Annotated in this window: 19 protein-coding genes; 17 read left to right on the forward strand and 2 right to left on the reverse strand. The window is 41.5% G+C overall.

Going from position 1 to position 16,476, the window contains the following annotated elements:
* Positions 1-28 precede the first annotated feature (28 nt).
* From glmS to cyoE, 16 genes are all read left to right on the forward strand, one after another.
* The gene (gene glmS / locus BM021_RS06350) at positions 29-1,876 is read left to right on the forward strand and encodes a glutamine--fructose-6-phosphate transaminase (isomerizing) (RefSeq protein WP_090720014.1); all 1,848 of its coding nucleotides are present in this window, start codon (positions 29-31) and stop codon (positions 1,874-1,876) included.
* 108 nt (positions 1,877-1,984) lie between these two features.
* Positions 1,985-2,710 carry a YebC/PmpR family DNA-binding transcriptional regulator gene (locus tag BM021_RS06355; protein ID WP_090720016.1) on the forward strand — a complete coding sequence of 242 codons (726 nt, stop codon included), beginning with the start codon at positions 1,985-1,987 and terminating at the stop codon, positions 2,708-2,710.
* A 22-nt stretch (positions 2,711-2,732) separates the two neighbouring features.
* Positions 2,733-3,251, forward strand: coding sequence for a crossover junction endodeoxyribonuclease RuvC (gene ruvC, locus BM021_RS06360; RefSeq protein WP_090720062.1), 519 nt, complete (start codon positions 2,733-2,735; stop codon positions 3,249-3,251).
* Positions 3,248-3,832 carry a Holliday junction branch migration protein RuvA gene (ruvA, locus tag BM021_RS06365; protein WP_090720018.1) on the forward strand — a complete coding sequence of 195 codons (585 nt, stop codon included), beginning with the start codon at positions 3,248-3,250 and terminating at the stop codon, positions 3,830-3,832. The genes ruvC and ruvA overlap by 4 nt, the downstream gene beginning before the upstream one ends.
* A gap of 24 nt (positions 3,833-3,856) precedes the next feature.
* Positions 3,857-4,903, forward strand: a complete 1,047-nt coding sequence (gene ruvB, locus BM021_RS06370) for a Holliday junction branch migration DNA helicase RuvB (protein ID WP_090720021.1) — start codon at positions 3,857-3,859, stop codon at positions 4,901-4,903.
* Between the two features lie 23 nt (positions 4,904-4,926).
* Entirely contained in the window at positions 4,927-5,367 is a 441-nt protein-coding gene (locus BM021_RS06375) for a hypothetical protein (protein WP_090720023.1), read from the forward strand.
* A 176-nt stretch (positions 5,368-5,543) separates the two neighbouring features.
* The gene (locus BM021_RS06380; protein ID WP_090720025.1) at positions 5,544-6,215 is read left to right on the forward strand and encodes a Bax inhibitor-1/YccA family protein; all 672 of its coding nucleotides are present in this window, start codon (positions 5,544-5,546) and stop codon (positions 6,213-6,215) included.
* 84 nt (positions 6,216-6,299) lie between these two features.
* Positions 6,300-6,479 (forward strand): hypothetical protein, encoded by a 180-nt coding sequence (locus tag BM021_RS06385; RefSeq protein WP_090720027.1) that lies wholly within the window; start codon positions 6,300-6,302, stop codon positions 6,477-6,479.
* 848 nt (positions 6,480-7,327) lie between these two features.
* Complete coding sequence (gene coxB, locus BM021_RS06390) at positions 7,328-8,146, forward strand: cytochrome c oxidase subunit II (protein WP_090720029.1); 819 nt, start codon at positions 7,328-7,330, stop codon at positions 8,144-8,146.
* Positions 8,147-8,158: 12 nt separating this feature from the next.
* Positions 8,159-9,745, forward strand: a complete 1,587-nt coding sequence (gene ctaD, locus BM021_RS06395; RefSeq protein WP_090720031.1) for a cytochrome c oxidase subunit I — start codon at positions 8,159-8,161, stop codon at positions 9,743-9,745.
* A 117-nt stretch (positions 9,746-9,862) separates the two neighbouring features.
* Positions 9,863-10,408, forward strand: coding sequence for a cytochrome c oxidase assembly protein (locus tag BM021_RS06400; RefSeq protein WP_090720033.1), 546 nt, complete (start codon positions 9,863-9,865; stop codon positions 10,406-10,408).
* Positions 10,409-10,420: 12 nt separating this feature from the next.
* Positions 10,421-10,630 carry a DUF2970 domain-containing protein gene (locus tag BM021_RS06405; protein ID WP_090720035.1) on the forward strand — a complete coding sequence of 70 codons (210 nt, stop codon included), beginning with the start codon at positions 10,421-10,423 and terminating at the stop codon, positions 10,628-10,630.
* A 31-nt stretch (positions 10,631-10,661) separates the two neighbouring features.
* The gene (locus BM021_RS06410) at positions 10,662-11,519 is read left to right on the forward strand and encodes a cytochrome c oxidase subunit 3 (RefSeq protein ID WP_090720037.1); all 858 of its coding nucleotides are present in this window, start codon (positions 10,662-10,664) and stop codon (positions 11,517-11,519) included.
* A gap of 185 nt (positions 11,520-11,704) precedes the next feature.
* Positions 11,705-12,427: an SURF1 family protein gene (locus BM021_RS06415; protein ID WP_090720039.1), complete on the forward strand. Its 723-nt coding sequence runs from the start codon at positions 11,705-11,707 to the stop codon at positions 12,425-12,427.
* Positions 12,399-12,980 (forward strand): SCO family protein, encoded by a 582-nt coding sequence (locus tag BM021_RS06420; RefSeq protein WP_090720041.1) that lies wholly within the window; start codon positions 12,399-12,401, stop codon positions 12,978-12,980. Before BM021_RS06415 ends, BM021_RS06420 begins: the two co-directional genes overlap by 29 nt.
* Before the next feature lie 85 nt (positions 12,981-13,065).
* The gene (cyoE, locus tag BM021_RS06425; protein WP_090720043.1) at positions 13,066-13,959 is read left to right on the forward strand and encodes a heme o synthase; all 894 of its coding nucleotides are present in this window, start codon (positions 13,066-13,068) and stop codon (positions 13,957-13,959) included.
* A gap of 95 nt (positions 13,960-14,054) precedes the next feature.
* Here cyoE and BM021_RS06430 read toward each other — a convergent pair whose 3' ends face one another.
* Together BM021_RS06430 and BM021_RS06435 are read right to left on the reverse strand one after the other, a co-directional pair.
* Positions 14,055-15,431 (reverse strand): FAD-binding oxidoreductase, encoded by a 1,377-nt coding sequence (locus BM021_RS06430; protein ID WP_090720045.1) that lies wholly within the window; start codon positions 15,429-15,431, stop codon positions 14,055-14,057.
* A 20-nt stretch (positions 15,432-15,451) separates the two neighbouring features.
* Positions 15,452-16,030: a BON domain-containing protein gene (locus tag BM021_RS06435; RefSeq protein WP_090720048.1), complete on the reverse strand. Its 579-nt coding sequence runs from the start codon at positions 16,028-16,030 to the stop codon at positions 15,452-15,454.
* Positions 16,031-16,148: 118 nt separating this feature from the next.
* Between BM021_RS06435 and BM021_RS06440 the strand changes: the two genes are divergently transcribed.
* Positions 16,149-16,415, forward strand: a complete 267-nt coding sequence (locus tag BM021_RS06440; protein ID WP_090720050.1) for a chemotaxis protein CheW — start codon at positions 16,149-16,151, stop codon at positions 16,413-16,415.
* The last annotated feature ends 61 nt before the right edge of the window (positions 16,416-16,476 follow it).

Here is a 16,476-nt window from a genome sequence, read left to right on the forward strand (position 1 = left end):
TATTAGGATAAGTGGGAGGAAAATCTGGATGTGTGGAATAGTGGGTGCTATTGCGAATGTCAATATCGTTCCTGTGCTATTGGAAGGGTTGTTGCGCCTTGAATATAGGGGATATGATTCTGCCGGCCTGGTAGTGACCAATCATGGATTACAAAGGTTACGCACCACAGGCCGTGTAACTGAATTGAGCAAACTTGCAGCACAGCAAGAAGCATGGGGGTTCGCTGGAATAGCCCATACACGATGGGCAACCCATGGAGAGCCTTCAGAACGCAATGCCCATCCTCATTTATCTGAAGTGGAATCCCGAGTTGCTGTTGTACATAATGGAATCATAGAGAACCATGAAGAAATACGCGCTCATCTGAAAAATCAGGGATTCAAGTTTTCCTCAGATACTGATACCGAAGTAATTGCCCATTTGATAGCGTTTAAGCTTAGGCAAACGGCTGATTTGTTTAAAGCAGTTTGCTTATCCATCGCAGAGTTACAAGGCGCTTATGCCATCGCTGTTATGGAAGAAGCGCATCCGGAACGTATTGTGGCTGCGCGAAATGGCGCTCCACTCCTTATAGGACTAGGGAAAGATGGTAATTATGTAGCATCTGACTCTTCTGCTTTGTTACAAGCTACGCGGGATATCATTTATCTTGAAGAAGGTGATGTTGCTGAATTAAATAGCGATGGCTATCGAATTGTAAATTGTCTGCATAATCAATTAGGAGAAGTGGTAGAACGCATCGTACATGAAAGCCACTTATCGAATGAGGCAATTGAATTAGGTCCTTATGCACACTTCATGCAGAAGGAAATATTCGAGCAGCCGAGTGCTGTGGCTAATACCTTGGAAATGGTATTTAATGCACGGTCAATTTCGCCTAATTTATTTGGCAGTGAAGCGGAAAAAATATTTTCCAAAACGAAACATATCCTGATCCTGGCATGTGGGACCAGTTATCATGCGGGTTTGGTAGCACGATATTGGATGGAGACTGTTGCTGGGCTACCTTGCAATGTTGAGATTGCTAGCGAATATCGTTATCGCGACCCTATTGCAGATCCAGATACGCTGGTGGTAGGGATTTCTCAGTCGGGAGAAACCGCAGATACTTTGGCAGCACTAAGTTATGCTAGAAAACTAGGTCATCAGTATAGCTTGGCTATCTGTAATGTGCCAGAAAGCGCATTAATACGACAAACTGACTTGCGGTTCCTCACTCGGGCAGGCCCTGAAATTGGTGTGGCTTCAACAAAAGCGTTTACTACCCAATTAGCATCACTTTTGCTACTCACAGTGACGCTGGCGAAAATGCGTCATCAATTGTCCAGCGAAAGTGAGCATCAGATGATTGCAGCGTTACGTCATTTACCAGCGGCGCTGCAGAATGCGTTACAAGTTGAATCCCAAGTTAAGACTTGGGCCAAAGGTTTTGCTAAAAAACATCATGCGCTGTTTCTTGGGCGAGGTGTTCATTATCCCATAGCTATGGAAGGAGCGCTTAAGCTTAAGGAAATATCCTATATTCATGCAGAAGCTTATGCAGCCGGAGAATTAAAACATGGTCCATTGGCTTTGGTGGATAGCGAAATGCCAGTTGTTGCAATTGCTCCCAATGATCAGCTGTTAGGTAAGCTTAAATCAAATCTGCAAGAAGTGCATGCACGAGGCGGTGAGCTCTATGTATTTGCAGATGCTGATTCCCAGATAACTCCAAGTGAGCATTTGCATGTAATTCGGTTAGCGGAGCATGCAGGTTTACTTAGCCCAATTCTTCATACCATTCCATTACAGTTACTGGCTTACCATGTTGCCTTGGAGAGAGGTACGGACGTTGATAAGCCGCGTAATTTGGCTAAAGCAGTGACAGTCGAGTAACAATGTTTGGGCCAGATGAGGTTTTTTGACAAACAGAACATGTTATCAAAGTAACTTGATCCCTAGGGGTATTAATATAGACCTACTTCGGCAAAGGGTGTAAATAAAATGGCAGGTCATAGTAAATGGGCTAATATCAAGCACAAAAAAGCTGCGCAGGATGCTAAGCGTGGTAAAGTATTTACCCGGCTCATCAAAGAAATAACGGTTGCCGCTCGGATGGGTGGTGGAGATATCAATATTAATCCGCGCTTACGATTAGCCGTCGATAAAGCATACGATCAGAATATGCCAAAGGATAATATTGAACGCGCAATCAGGCGTGGTAGCGGGGATTTAGAAGGTGTGGATTATGAAGAGATTCGCTATGAAGGGTATGGAATAGGGGGGGCTGCGGTAATGGTTGATTGCATGACTGATAATCGCGTTCGTACGGTAGCTGATGTGCGCCATGCTTTTACTAAGTATGGTGGTAATTTAGGTACGGATGGTTCAGTCAGCTTTTTATTTAAACATTGCGGCCAATTAATCTTTGCACCGGGAACCGATGAGGATAAGCTCATGGAAGTTGCATTGGAAGAAGGTGCTGAAGATGTGATTAATAATGATGATGGAAGTATAGAGGTGATTACTGCGCCTTATGAGTTTATAACGGTTAAGGAAGCGCTGGAGAAAGCTGGTTTTAAAGCAGAATTAGCAGAAGTAACCATGAAACCAATCAATGAAGCATTATTAGTTGGCGATGATGCGGTTAAAATGCAGAAATTACTGGATGCGCTAGAAAGCCTTGATGATGTGCAGAATGTGTACACCACAGTAGTTTTTGACGAATAAGAATTATAGAACAGGTGATAGAATTCGTATTCTCGGCATAGATCCTGGCTTGCGGATTACTGGTTTTGGTGTAATAGATAAAAAAGGCGGCAATCTAATCTATATCAGCAGCGGCTGTGTTAAAACATCTGAAGGTGAGTTGCCTGCTCGCCTCAAATTGATTCTGGATAACTTGAATGAAGTTATCATCCAATATCAACCTGAGCAGGTTGCCATTGAGCAGGTTTTCGTCAATATCAATCCCAAATCAACATTATTGCTGGGTCAGGCGCGTGGTGCGGCTATTTGCGCCGCAGTGATGAACAATCTGATAGTGGCTGAGTATACCGCACTGCAAGTAAAACAGGCAGTTGTGGGCAATGGTCATGCAAAAAAAGATCAAGTGCAAGAAATGGTTATGCGCTTATTGAGTTTGGCCAGCAGTCCAAGTGTTGATGCCGCAGATGCCCTAGCGTGCGCGATATGTCATGCGCATGGTGGACTAGGACTGGGAGGAATTTCAATAACAGGTTACCGTATGAAACGAGGGCGTTTGATATGATCGGGCGGTTGACCGGTGCATTGCTGGAGAAACATCCACCACAGGTGTTGTTAGATGTACAAGGCGTTGGCTATGAAGTAGATGTGCCAATGAGTACTTTTTATGATCTCCCAGCAATTGGGACACAAACTACGTTGTATACACATCTTGTAATACGTGAAGATATGCATTTGCTATTTGGCTTTGCAACGGAATCTGAGCGTCGGACCTTCCGTCAACTAGTAAAGATTTCCGGGGTCGGTGCAAGAACTGCATTAGCTCTTCTATCCGGTTTGAGCGTGCCTGATTTACATCATGCTGTGGCTACGCAAGATAGCGCTCGGCTTATCAGAGTTCCTGGAATTGGGAAAAAAACGGCTGAGCGCTTGTTGCTGGAATTACGGGATAAATTGGATCTTGCAATGAACAATTTAGATCGAGCCATACCTGCTTCTATTCATGGTAATGACGTGCTTAATGCTTTGTTGTCATTGGGTTATAGTGATCGGGAGGCTTGTTGGGCTGTCAAGCAAATTCCTGCTAATGCCAATGTAACTGATGGCATACGTCTGGCATTGCAATTGTTATCCAAGGAAAGATGATAAATACAAAACCTGGGCTACTGAATGATTGAAACAGATCGATTGATTACTGCAGTATCTTCATCACCTCAGGAAGAAATTCTGGAGCGTGCGCTACGCCCTAAACAACTGGAAGAATATGTCGGTCAGGAAAAAATTCGGGGCCAGTTACAGATTTTTATTGAAGCAGCCAGAAATCGTAACGAAGCGCTTGATCATGTTTTATTATTTGGTCCACCAGGTTTAGGCAAAACTACTTTGGCGCACATTATTGCCAAGGAAATGGGAGTTAATTTGCGTCAAACCTCTGGGCCGGTTTTGGAACGCCCGGGCGATTTAGCGGCTTTGCTGACGAACCTGGAGCCCAATGATATTTTATTTATTGATGAAATCCATCGCCTCTCTGCAGTGGTAGAGGAAATTCTTTATCCAGCATTGGAAGATTACCAGTTGGATATTATGATTGGCGAAGGCCCGGCTGCGCGTTCTGTGAAATTGGATTTGCCTCCTTTTACTTTGGTTGGCGCTACCACGCGCGCCGGAATGCTTACTAATCCGTTACGGGATCGCTTTGGAATAGTTTCACGGTTAGAATTTTATGCGCCAACAGAGCTGAGCAAAATTGTTATTCGTTCTGCAGGATTATTGAATGTGAAAATATCATCGGATGGTGCATTTGAGATTGCGCGCCGTTCACGGGGTACTCCACGGATTGTTAATCGATTACTGCGTCGGGTGCGTGATTTTGCCGAAGTTAAAGCCGATGGGCATATTACTCGTTCAGTAGCAGATGCTGCTCTAAGTCTGCTGGATGTGGATGCCATAGGTCTGGATGTCATGGATAGAAAATTATTACTAGCCGTGTTGGAAAAATTCAGTGGAGGCCCAGTCGGAGTTGATAATCTTGCAGCAGCTATCGGTGAAGAGCGAGATACTATTGAAGATGTACTGGAGCCTTATTTGATCCAGCAAGGGTTTCTTAAACGTACTGCAAGGGGACGTATGGCTACGATAGCCACCTATCATCATTTTGGTATTGCTTTACCAGGAAATGGGCTCAATGGCAATCTGTGGGAAGAGAGCAATTTATAATTGATTGGGGGTAATTCAAATTCATGCAAACCCAAACATTACGCATTACTATAATCGTCTTCCTAACGCTGGTTATGATGCTGTATTTTTATACCAACCGTGAAAAAGACCATTATAGTAAAAGTGCGGAACCTGCTGTTGCGCAAATATTAACGGAAATTTCCAGCTGGGAAAAACGTGCGCTTCTGACTCACTTGGCACCCGAAGCCAAACAAGCGGTAAGTGATGAGCAGCTCGATCAATTGATGGATTTTTATCGTAGTTTTGGTCGGTTTCGGTCAATTCAGGAGCTTAATTTTTCGCGTACAATAAGCGCACTTTCTCTTATGGGAGAGAAGCGCATCAATTATTCAGGCATTGCGAACTTTGACGCAGGTCTTGTTAACTTAAATATTACTTTGGTGGAGCGGGGAGGATTCTTTTTAATTTATAATTTTACGCTAACGAAAGCTACGGAAAAATAGTCGGCCCAAAAGATAAGTATGTTATGAGATGGGAATTATGATTTTCAGAAAATGAGGTTGTAGTTTTAAGCTAATTACCCATTTTGGTATGTTTTGAACTATAAATGAGACACATTAGTCTTATTATCTTGTTAGAATGGTTCAGTATTTAATTCTTAAATTGGAGGTTATTTCAAATGAATCAAGACTACCCAACAGTTGCTCAAAGATCCTCATCGGCTTTAGCGACTAACAAAGTATTGCGCAATACCTACATGCTCTTGTCGCTGACATTATTGTTCAGTGGTTTTACTGCTGCACTTTCAATGTTTCTGAACATGCCACCAATGACTTATTTGATATCTGTGATTGGCGGTATGGTAATTGCCATGTTTGTACTGCCTCGTTTTGCTCATTCGACAGCTGGTATCGGAATTGTCTTCTTGATTACTGGCTTGCTCGGATTTGGTTTAGGACCGGTGCTGAGTATGTATGCTGCTTTGCCAAATGGTGGGAATATTATTACTCTATCGCTCGGGGGCACAGGTGTTATATTCATGGGCTTATCTGCCTATGCACTAGCCACACGAAAAGATTTTAGTTTTCTGGGTGGCTTTCTAATGGTGGGCTTCCTGCTGGTATTGCTTGCAGCAGTGGCAAACATTTTCCTAGCTATACCGGCTATGTCATTAATGATATCTGCTGTTGTGATCATGATTATGAGTGGTTTCATTCTTTATGATACGAGTCGTATTATCCATGGTGGAGAAACCAATTATGTATTAGCAACGATTGGATTGTATATGACAATTTTCAATATTTTTATCAGCTTATTACAAATTCTGGGTATTATGGGTAATGATGATTAATCCCAGCAATATTTAAATGAATATTCAGAGCCCCGGTTTATCCGGGGTTTTTTTTGGGTAAATGGAGAATGAAGGAAAGTTCTTATGGATTGGATGCAAATTATTTCTGCATTAGCGCTTGTAATGTTTATAGTGATTCTGTTTCCAGCTGCTTTGGATAGGATGAGAAATAGCCCTAAAGGCACTTCTTCGGATTGGATGGGCTTTATTGTACCTATAATCATTATTGTTTTGCTGGTGATGTTATTGATTAAGTTAGTTTAGGGTTGTGTTTTTGTTAGTACCTACCCCCCGATTAAAGCCTTTTAATTATCTATAATAAATCTTAGATTCAGTTTTAAAATCGAATTTCGCAATGCTGGCCTAGTCCGAAACTACAGCTGACCGAGCATCTGACGATGCTAGAAATGCATGGCACACTTTTGTCAACTTATTGAGTATGTGTTGATTGTTATAAGAAATTGTGAGATCGATCGATGTGGTGCACATCTTGGAAAATTGATATCGAGTTTATCGGAAATTAGCGGTGAATAGTTTCTAACCATTAATGGCGTGATGCTTAACAGATTTTAATCTCTGCTGGTTCAATTCTCCGCTCCTTGGGGCGAAAGCTGGTTGAAAAACCAGCAGATTGAAAAGCGCAGTTAATACCCCGCAGCTTGCGGCGGGGTGCTTTATTTAGATGGAGTGAGTGCTTAATTAAATCGAATAAAACAAGTGAGATGCCAGAAGAATGAAATTTATAGAAAAGGAGGTTTTTCTGTTTGAAAAGAGCTGCTCTTGAAAACAATAAAATAGCAATACCATTTTATAAACAGGGTAATATTGCTATAAAAATCATGAATTTTCCTTGTTTGGGCTGCAGTGACATGCTAAAATTTCTTCTTGATTAATTAGCATGTAGAAGATATCTATAACTAAGAAATCTAAGCTACGGATAACAAGGAAATTCAATCAAAAATGTAATTATCGCCAATCATGGTGTGGTTTTAAAAAATAAGATGTTGGTGTATGACTTCCGTAAGCTACTAAACAAGATAGGTATTCAGATTGTAGCGTTCGTTCATGGTCATACCTGAAATCTGTAAAATTAGTAATCATGTGGGGGAAATATGAGAAGTAAATCAGTAGTAACTTTGGCGGGAGTATCTGCTCTCGCTTTATACTCAAGCATGGCGGTGGGTAAGTATAACTTTCCCGAGCCGCAGAGTATCATAGCAAAAGATATCTATGATCAGCATCTTATGCTTTTGTGGGTTTGTTTGGCTATTTTTGTCGGTGTATTTGGCGTCATGTTTTATTCTGTACTCAAACACCGTAAATCTCTGGGCTATAAAGCAGCAAATTTTCATCATAGCACAACAGTTGAGATTATCTGGACTGTCATACCGTGTCTCATTCTTATTTTTATGGCATATCCAGCCACAAAGACAGTTATTGCGATGAAAGATACCTCAAGTCCTGATATGACCATTAAAGCTACAGGTTATCAATGGATGTGGGGGTACGATTACCTTCAGGGTGAAGGCGAGGGAATTAGTTTTTTTAGCAAATTATCTACACCAAGAGCTCAAGTCGAGAATAAGGAAACTAAGGGTGAGAATTATTTGTTAGAGGTGGATAATCGCGTGGTTGTGCCAGTGGGCAAGAAAGTGCGCGTTATTCTAACGGCAAATGATGTGCTTCATGCTTGGTGGGTGCCAGCGCTGGGTATTAAGCAAGATGCTATTCCAGGCTTTATTCGTGACACATGGTTCACGGCAGATAGACCAGGGATTTATCGTGGTCAATGTGCTGAATTGTGTGGCAAAGATCATGGTTTTATGCCGATTGTGGTAGAAGTGATGGAAGCAGATGAGTATAGTAAATGGGCGGCTGCTCAGCTGAGTACATCTACAGTTAAAACATCAATGCATATAGAAAATAAGTAAAAGGAGATAACTATGGCAGCAGTACATGGTGACGTACATGGTCATGGACATGATGACCATCATCCCAGTGGAATAATGCGCTGGGTTACAACAACTAATCATAAAGACATTGGCTCAATGTATTTGTGGTTTAGTTTTACGATGTTCCTAATTGGTGGATTTTTGGCCATGGGAATTCGTGCTGAGTTATATCAGCCGGGTATTCAAATATTAGAGCCTGAATTATTTAATCAATTTACAACATTGCATGGCTTGATCATGGTATTTGGCGCCATTATGCCGGCTTTTGTGGGTTTTGCTAACTGGCAAGTACCCATCATGATTGGTGCGCCCGATATGGCATTTGCGCGAATGAATAACTGGAGTTTTTGGTTATTACCAGTAGCAGGAACTTTGCTGGTAGGTTCATTCTTTGCGCCGGGTGGTGCTGCGGCAGGTGGCTGGACATTTTATCCACCGCTTTCTACTCAAGGGGGTATAGGCGTTGATCTGATGATTTTTGCAGTTCATATTTTGGGTGCTTCCTCAATCATGGGCTCAATTAATATCATTACAACCATTTTAAATATGCGGGCGCCTGGCATGACATTAATGAAAATGCCCATGTTCGTATGGACATGGTTGATTACTGCCTATTTACTGGTTCTGGTTATGCCAGTGCTGGCGGGTGTGGTAACAATGCTATTAACAGATCGTCATTTTGGGACCAGCTTCTTCAATGCAGCTGGTGGCGGTGATCCAGTGATGTTTCAGCATATCTTCTGGTTTTTTGGTCATCCAGAAGTTTATATTATGATTTTGCCTGCATTTGGTATCGTGTCTGAGATTATTCCAACTTTCTCACGCAAACCACTGTTCGGTTATTCATCGATGGTTTATGCAACTGCATCAATTGCAATTCTTTCCTGTATTGTGTGGGCGCATCACATGTTCACAGCAGGTATGCCAGCAATTGGTCAATTGTTTTTTATGTATGCCACCATGCTGATTGCTGTGCCGACTGGCGTTAAAGTATTTAACTGGACAGCGACGATGTGGCGCGGTTCGATGTCATTTGAAACACCAATGCTATTCGCAATAGGTTTTATTTTCCTGTTTGTGATCGGTGGATTGAGTGGAGTAATCTGCGCGATTGTTCCAATTGATATACAAGTTCAAGATACATATTATGTAATTGCACATTTCCATTACGTATTAGTATCAGGAGCATTATTTTCACTGTTTGCGGGTGCCTATTACTGGATACCAAAATGGACCGGTCGTATGTACAACGAAACGTTGGGTAAATGGCATTTTTGGTTGTCAATGTTCTTCTTTAATTTGACATTCTTCGTGCAGCATTTCTTAGGATTAGCAGGTATGCCACGTAGAATTCCAGATTATAATCTGCAATTTGCAGATTTTAATATGATATCTAGTATCGGTGCATTTGGGTTTGGATTGACCCAGCTTCTTTTCCTGTACATTATGATTAATTGCATTCGTGGTGGAGAAAAAGCACCGGAGAAACCATGGGATGGTGCCACAACTTTGGAATGGACGCATTTACCAACACCTGCTCCATATCATAGTTTTGAAAAACCACCTGTTCTTAAGTAGAAATAAGCAAGAGAAACATATGTCAGAAGAGACAGATATAAAGCGTAAAAAATATAGAACGGCAATATTTCTGTTAATCATGGTTGCAGCGATTTATATAACGGTTATATTAAAAGAATGGTAAATAGTAATATAAAGGCAAACGTTTTAATGATGAGAAAACTGTTAGTTTTCACATTGATAATGTTTGTTTTTGGCTTTGCTCTTGTGCCATTCTATGAGAAGTTTTGTGAAGTAACCGGAATTAATAATCTGTTGCGACCAGATGTACTGGCGAAAGATAACTGGGTGGATGAAGAGCGCTGGGTAACAATTGAGTTTGATGCCAATACAAGAGGATTGCCTTGGCAATTTAAGCCCTTGCAAACCAGTGCTCGTATTCATCCAGGTGAATCGATCAGTGTAATGTATGAGATTACCAATAATTCAGATCGTGAAATTAGCGGGCAAGCAATACCCAGCTATAGCCCGCGTTTTCTAGATAAGCATTTGAAGAAATTTGAGTGCTTCTGTTTTACAAAGCAAGTGTTGAAGCCCAATGAAACTAGGCAAATGCCAGTTCAATTTGTAATTGAGCCAGGATTGCCTGCAGATATACACACTGTGACTGTTTCATATACTTTTTTTGAATTACCTGACAGTGCGAGTACGGCCAAAAAATAAGGAAGCGAAAGTTTGAATAAAGTTACTGAAAAACAAACTGGTGCGATTATTTGGCAAATTGCCAAGGCAGTAATGTTTGCTTTTATGGGGATTCGTAAAAAGAGTGATCTTGAGCATGATGCTGCAACATTAAAGCCAGCTCAAGTAATTATAGGTGGGATTATCGGGGCTGCATTATTTGTAATAGGCTTGATACTGTTGGTTAGGATAATTGTTAATTAAAGATGAATAAATTAAGGTGGAGGAGGTAAGAATGAGTCAGGAATCCGGGCATTATTATGTCCCAGCTCCGTCGTCATATCCAATAATTGGATCGACTGCAGTTTTTTTTATGGGAACTGGTGCAGCTTTAACCATGAATAAAATTGAATTGGGCTATGGTTTATTAGCAATTGGTTTTGCTATTTTGATCTATATGCTGTTCGGTTGGTTTGGCACTGTAGCTCGGGAAAGTGAAAGCGGTAAGTATGGTGAGCAGGTGGATCTTTCATTCCGCTGGGGAATGAGTTGGTTTATTTTTACTGAAGTAATGTTTTTCTGCGCATTCTTTGGTGCTTTATTTTATATGCGTAATTTATCCATACCATGGCTAATAGAAGAAAGTACAGTATTAGGAAATACATTTTGGTCTACATATGATGGTAACTGGCCGACTGCTGGACCTGGAGTGCATGAGCAATTTACTCCGATGGGTGCTTGGGGGCTGCCAGCATTTAATACATTATTATTGCTAACTTCAGGTGTTACAGTTACGCTAGCTCACTGGGCATTGAAGGAAAACAGACGCAGTGCTCTGAAAAATTGGTTGCTCGCGACTATTTTCTTGGGTGCATTGTTTATAGGCTGCCAGGCATATGAATATGTACATGCTTATAATGATCTTAATCTGAAATTAACAACCGGGGCGTATGGTTCAACATTTTTTATGTTGACAGGCTTTCATGGCTTTCATGTAACCATCGGTACCATCATGCTGATTGTCATCTATTTTCGTAGTGTTGCAGGGCATTTCTCACCTGAGCATCACTTCGGATTTGAAGGTGTAGCTTGGTATTGGCACTTTGTTGACGTGGTATGGTTAGGATTGTTTATTTTCGTATATTTGATGTAAGCAGATAGTTGGGAACATAAATAAAGGTTCCGGGTTTTCAGTTACTTGATTGCAATTGAAGCTTAGGGTCACCAAGAGTAAAGAGTAAAAGCTCGGAATCTTTTTCCAGATCCCTATGAAAAAAATAGAAATTGTTCTTTTTGATAGTTGGTTAAGTAATCCTATAAAATTTATACAAACTGAAGATGATTGTATTGGGATACCGTTTTGAGCCTAAGCTATGGGCGATTATCGCAACTACAGTTTCAGTATTTGTTTTTATTGAATTAGGAAAGTGGCAATTATCCCGGGCAGATGAAAAGAATGCACGGTATGAACAATTAGAGCAATATGCGAAAGAGCCAGCCATCACGCTTCCTGAGGTATTAATAAAATTAGAAGATTTTCAGTACCGTGATATAGAGGTACGGGGCGAGTATTTGCCCGAGCATACGGTATATCTGGACAACAAAACTTATAAAGGTCGAGCAGGATATCACGTTGTTACACCACTTAAGATTGCGAATAGTTCATTGTATGTTGCGATTAACAGAGGATGGATTGCAACAGGTTATGATCGAACAATACTACCGTTGATTCCAGAAACTAATGAACCTGTTAAAGTAACTGGTGTCGTGGTATCCCCAGAATCAAGAGCTTTAGAATTATCAGATAAGGTACTGCCGGTCGGCAAGGTTTGGAGCAATTTTGATCTGCAGCGATATCAGGAAGCTACGGGTCTAAAAATGCAACCAATAATGGTGCTACAGAAAGACCAAGCAGAAGATGGTCTAGTTCGAGATTGGGATAAACCTGATTCTGGTGCATCCAAAAATATAGGTTATGCGGTTCAATGGTTTTCATTGGCAGCCACAGCAATAATTATTTTTTTAGTATTGAATGTTAGACGAAAAAATTCAAAAAGCTAACAGGCGTAAGTTCTTACTATTGCTGGCACTCATGTGCGCGCCGGTGATTATTTCTTATACCTTATATATATTAGAATACAAACCAGAAAGCACTCATTACGGCGATCTAATTCCTATTGTCAAGGTTAGTGGAAAAGGTACAAATCAAAGTGACAATACGATTCTCCGAATGAAGGATTTACAAGGCAAGTGGGTTCTAGTGACTGTAGATTCAGGCCACTGTGATAAGGCTTGTCAGGAAAAATTATATTTCATGCGTCAGGTACGGCTGGTACAAGGCAAAGAAAAGCATCGCATTGAGCGGCTTTGGCTCATTAATGACAATGTTGTTCCGGATGTTGAATTAATTAAGCAGTATGAAGGTACATTCTTTGTCAATGCAAAGGAAAGCGAAATTCTTAGTTTTATTGAAACTGAAGAAACACAAACAAAGCATATCTATCTTATTGACCCGATAGGTAATTTAATGATGCGTTTTCCTGAAAATGTAAATGGCACAAAAATGGGTCAAGACATAAAACGATTACTACACGTATCGCAGTTGGAGCATTAAAAGCACAGATTGCATTCATAACGGATGATCTGCATGAATTAAAAAAAAGAATATTCGACTTGTATGAATAGAGGAGATTAGTGACATGGCTAGTAGTTTAGCTTGGCATGAGACAGCATCACGTATCAATCAATTTTATCGATTAACCAAACCACGCGTTGTATCGTTAATTGTTTTTACTGCAGTTATTGGAATGTTTCTGGCAGTTCCTGGTGCGGTTCCTTTAGATGTCTTGTTTTTTGGGACAGTAGGTATTGCGTTAGTAGCTGGTGCGGCCGCTGCTTTAAATTGCCTGGTAGAACAAAAAATGGATGCTGTTATGGCAAGGACAAAAGGTCGACCACTGCCACAAGGAAAAGTGAGTGTACCAGAAACAACTTTTTTTCTGCTGATAGTCGGTGGATTAGGGCTTTTTATACTCCATCACTGGGTTAACGAACTCACAATGTGGTTAACACTGGGTACCTTTGTGGGCTACGCTATTATTTACACAGTGATTTTGAAACCATTAACGCCACAAAATATTGTAATCGGAGGTGCGTCGGGCGCTATGCCGCCAGTATTGGGTTGGACAGCAGTCACGGGTGAAATTGCAAGCGACGCGTTATTGTTATTTTTGATTATCTTTGCTTGGACACCACCGCATTTTTGGGCTCTTGCTCTGTATAGGAAGAATGAATATGCCTCGATTGGCATGCCTATGCTTCCAGTAACCCATGGTGATCAATTTACTCGTTTGCATGTTTTGCTGTATACAGTCATTCTGTGCATAGTAACAACATTGCCATATATCACGCAAATGAGCGGACTGATCTATCTGGTGAGTTCGATTTTGTTAAATGGTATCTTTATGTACTATGCCATAGAAATTTATCGTAATTATAGCGATCAGTTGGCGCGGGAAGCATTTCGCTATTCGATTCTCTATTTAGCATTGCTATTTGTAGCATTGTTAGTAGATCATTATTTCTTTTTCTAGACTTTAAGCAATAAAAACACATTGCGCGCTTGCAACATCGTTGGTCATTTGCAATATTGCAAGCGCAAATTGAGCAAGAAAAGTGAAACTTAATTTTACTCGGCTGCAGGAAATAATTTTCCGGGATTAAGAATGTTGTTAGGATCAAACAATTGTTTGATGTTCTTCATTAATTGCAATGTAGCATGATCGATCTCTTTTGTTATAAATGCCCGCTTCTCACTGCCAATGCCGTGCTCTCCTGATAATGTACCTCTAAGCTTAATAACCAAGTCAAAAATTTCATCCAAACAGCGTTCAGCTCGCGCGACCTCACTCGCATCATTCGGATCTATTAATAGATTCACATGAATATTGCCATTGCCTGCGTGCCCAAAATTAACATTATGTAACTGATGGTTGGCACTTAATTGTGCCAGTTCGTGTAGAAATTGAGGCAACGTATTCACGGGTACTACAACATCTTCATTGATCTTTTTGGGTGCTATCTCACGCAATAAAGGAGATAAAGCTTTGCGAGCTTTCCATAGCGCTTCGGCATTATCAACTTGGTTGGCATGAATCAATCCATCAGTTTGGCATGCTTCAAGAATTGCAGCTAAAGCAGCAGAAATGTCGGTACTAGAACCATCAACTTCAATCATTAGCATGGCGTTTGTTTCCGCAGGCAACATATCAGGATAACGCCCGCGTATCAGGTTTAGCGAACCGGAGTCCAAAAATTCCAATGCACTTGGCAGCTGTGGCAGTGCCATAATTCTTACAATAGCTGCTGTACAGCTTGACAGATCATGGAAATGAGCAGTAATACCCGCAACAGCACCGGGCAGTGCAGTGAGTTTAAGGGTTGCTTCGGTGATAATTGCCAATGTGCCTTCCGATCCGATCAGAAGCCGCGTAAGGTCATAGCCGACGACACCTTTGGTGGTGTAGCAGCCAGTCGTAATGAAATTTCCTGCTCCGGTCACAGCCTTTAAACCTAAAACATGTTCTCGAGTTGTGCCATACTTCACTGCATGAGGTCCACCTGCACTAGTTGCAATATTTCCACCAACACTCGAGAACGTGGCACTGGAAGGATCAGGTGGCCAGAAGAAACCATGTGGTTTTGCAGCGTCCTGTATAGATTGATTCAATACGCCGGGCTCAGCCACGATGACCCGATTTGCGGGATCAACCGAGATAATGCTAAGCATTCGCTCCAAGGACAAAACAATGCCGCCCACTTCCGGCAGACTACCACCAGCAGTTCCAGTGCCACGCCCGCGGGGAATGAGAGGAACCTGATATTGATTGCATAATGAAACGATGTGCTGCACCTCTTTAGCCGTCAGAGGAAACAGCACAGCATCTGGTGGAAAGATTTTACGGCTGTTGTCATAAGCGTAGGCATAACAATCCACCGGATCCGTATAAAAGCGATCAGGCGGAAATGCAGCATGCAAATGAGCTAGCAGATTAGCTGGTAACATAAGAAAGTAATAGGTAGAGATTAGTTCATATATTCAAATACTTTGACAACTTTTTTGACACCAGCGGTAGAGCTGGCAATTTGAGCAGCGTTTTCAGCTTCTTGCCGTGTAACGACCCCGAGCAAATAAACTACCTCATTTTCCGTCACAATTTTGACGTGATTGATTTGAAATTTGCGCTCAGTGAGAAAGCGCGTCTTTACCTTGGATGTGATCAACGCATCGTTACTGCGAGAAGTCAGAGAAGTGTTTCCTGCCACAGCGATTTCATTGTAGATCTTGCGCACATTATCGACGCCCATAATCAATCTTTCAATATCCGTTTTAACGGCTTCAGTAGGGGCTTCTCCTGTTAGCAGCACAAGGCGGTTATAACTGGTAACATTGATGTGCACATTATTGCCAAATTGCTGATGAATGCGCCGCGCACTCTTTAACTCGATTCCCTCATCTTCGATGAACATGCCACTAGTTCTGCGATCTTCTGAGATATAGGCCCCAGTTCCTGCCGCTGTGCCAACTGTAAACATGGGAACACAGCCAATCAGAAAAGGATAAAGTAAGATAAGCGACAGGCCATATGGATTGAGATATTTCATTTAATTACTCCACAGAATTCAAAATTTCATGCCGGATAATACAGTAAAATAACCAACTAACGAACAATCTAAGTTAACTGTCTGGAGCGCGGCAAAGCAAAGTAATCTAACTGGCATCATGAGCAAGGAAAAGTACCTCGATACCGATACCGAGCAGATGGAAGGCTCAGATAAGAATGAAACGTCATCCGCCGTTCTGGGCGTGACAATGGGAGGAAAACGTTATCTGATACCCATGACTGAAGTCAATGAAGTCATACCTATACCTAAATTAGCGTATGTTCCGCTGACAAAGCCATGGTTTCTCGGCTTGGCAAACGTGCGCGGAAACCTTTACGGTATTACCGACTTATTCCAATTACAGATAGAAACAGTAATAATATAAGCCTTTACCTTTGGTAGAGGTCATCATGGCACGGAAGGCAAGTGGAACGGAGCAACTTGAG

This window comes from Nitrosomonas sp. Nm166 (genome assembly GCF_900112825.1).
GTDB lineage: Bacteria > Pseudomonadota > Gammaproteobacteria > Burkholderiales > Nitrosomonadaceae > Nitrosomonas.